We start from the raw sequence: 2,182 nt of genomic DNA, 5'->3' as shown, positions 1-2,182 counted from the left end.
CCGAGCAGAACGAGTCCTGCGCGGCCGCGTTGGCGACACCGCCGGCGCTGACCACGCCGATGTCCCTGGTCGAGTTGTCCGAGGAACGCCGCACCTGGTACAGCGGGCCGTTGTACGCGGCGTACAGCGCCCGGGTGGTGGAGTGCGCCGCGACGCACGGCGTGCCGCCCGCGGCGAAGATGTCACACGGACCCTGTCCGGCCGGCTGGGTCGGCGATGACGACGGCGATGCGGACGGGGACGAGGACGGCGATGAGGACGGCGAGTTGCTCGGGCTCGACGACGGCGAGGTGGTCACTCCGCCGGTGCAGGCGACCCCGTTCAGGCTGAACGAACTCGGGACCGGGTTGCTGCCGTTCCACGAGCCGTTGAACCCGAAGCTGGTGTTGCCCCCGCTCGGGATGGAGCCGTTGTAGGACACGTTGGTGACGGACACGTTGGACCCGGACTGGGTGTAGGTGCCGTTCCACAGCTGGGTGATGCTCTGCCCGGCGCCGAAGGACCAGGTCAGGGTCCAGCTGCTGAGCGAGCTGCCCAGATTGGTGATGGTCACGTTGGCGCCGAATCCGCCGGGCCACTGCGAGCTGACCGTGTAAGAAACCGAACAGCCGGCGGTGGCCGCCTGGGCTTGTGCGCCGATGGCGGCGAGCGCGCCGCCGGCGGTGACGAGCCCCGCGGACGCGACGATCGCCACCGCCGCGCGCCTTCGGAGAGAGAGCATCGAAGCCTCCAGTGTTAGCGCTAACAAATTGTGTCGCCGCAGGGCGCCCTGCCTGGGAAGCGAGGGCGTCCTGGTGCTCGCGCACGTGTTGCCGATCACGTTGCGCACAGGCCGCGGTGACGGACGCGGCCGACGGCCTACGACACGCGCAGTGTGCAGAGCCCCGCGGTCCGCCCGCAACGGCCTGCCGCGCCGTGCCGGGCGCCGCCGCGAACCTGTCTCGTGGCCGCGGCGGCGGTCGCGCGCTTTGAACAGCGGCGCGACCGTCGTCGGCGCGGCGCCGGGTACCGGAAGTTCGCCGAACAGGCTGCGAAACTTTCGTGTCCCTCGACCGGAAACCCGCCCCGGGGGCCGCCGAACGACCCCCGTGACACGCCCGCGATCGCCGTGCGAGCGCCGTGAAACCAGGCGTGGTGTTCGAAAGTGCCTTTCCGGCGTCGAACGTTCGCGGGATCAGCCGTGCCGGCGCAGCAGGAGGCAACGCAGATCAGGGGTCTGTCAGCAGGTCGCGTGCGATCAGCGCGCGGCGCCCACGTGCGTGTCTCTGTCGCTTCAACACGTATGCCGCGCAAGCCGGGCTCGCCGCCGCCCGCCGACCTTGACAGCGGACTGAGGCTGGTGCACCGTCTGGTTTTCGAAAAACTCTCAAGTCGGGCCACCGCGGACCGCAACTCGCCGAGGCGGCTTGTGAGCGCTAACAACAGCGATTCGTGCTCGATGTGGAGCAGGGAGACAGCATGGAAGACAGCGCAAGCACACGTAGTCCGCGCGGCGCACTGGTAACGCGCGACCGGTCACGTAGATCGTGGCCGGCCCGCATGAGCCATGCGCTGGTGCGCGTCGGTGCCGCCGCAGCGGTCGTGCTCGGCGGACTGTTCGGCGCGGCGGCGACCGGCGGCCCGGCACATGCCGCCACCTCGGAACCGTGTGACATCTATGCGGCCGGTGGTACGCCGTGCGTGGCCGCGCACAGCACGGTGCGTGCCTTGTACGCGGCGTACAGCGGTCCGCTGTACCAGGTGCGCCGTTCCTCGGACAACACGACGATGGACATCGGCGTCGTGGCCGCGGGCGGCGTCGCGAACGCGGCTGCGCAGGACTCGTTCTGCGCGGGGACGTCGTGTGTGATCACGGTCGTGTACGACCAGTCCGGGCACGGCAACAGCGTGGCCTATCAGGGTTCTGGCGGTGCCGGCGGGCATGACTCGCCGTCGACCGCGAACAGGGAGTCCCTGACCGTTTCCGGCGGTAAGGTCTACTCGCTGTACATCAACCCCGGTAACAGTTACTGGCACAACGGTTCGTCGTCCGGGATGCCGCTGGGCAGTGCGCCGCAGGGTGCGTACATGGTGACGTCGGGTACGCATGTGAACGGCGGTTGCTGTTTCGACTACGGCAACAGTGAGACGGATCGGCGCGCGGACGGCGCGGGCGCGATGGACGCGATCAACTTCAGCACCA

General features: G+C 69.3%; 2 protein-coding genes. One reads left to right on the top strand and one right to left on the bottom strand.

Annotation, left to right across the window (positions count from 1 at the left end):
* The coding region (locus KGA66_RS28685; protein WP_246508971.1) for a cellulose-binding domain-containing protein at positions 1 to 721 on the bottom strand (721 nt) is incomplete at its 3' end.
* 818 nt (positions 722 to 1,539) lie between these two features.
* Between KGA66_RS28685 and KGA66_RS28680 the strand changes: the two genes are divergently transcribed.
* A partial coding sequence (locus KGA66_RS28680; RefSeq protein WP_281416888.1) for an arabinofuranosidase catalytic domain-containing protein occupies positions 1,540 to 2,182 on the top strand: 643 nt, incomplete at its 3' end.

Source organism: Actinocrinis puniceicyclus (genome assembly GCF_018283645.1).
GTDB classification, from domain to species: domain Bacteria; phylum Actinomycetota; class Actinomycetes; order Streptomycetales; family Catenulisporaceae; genus Actinocrinis; species Actinocrinis puniceicyclus.
Note: the sequence above shows the minus strand (reverse complement) of the source record. Positions and strands in the feature narration are given on the sequence as shown.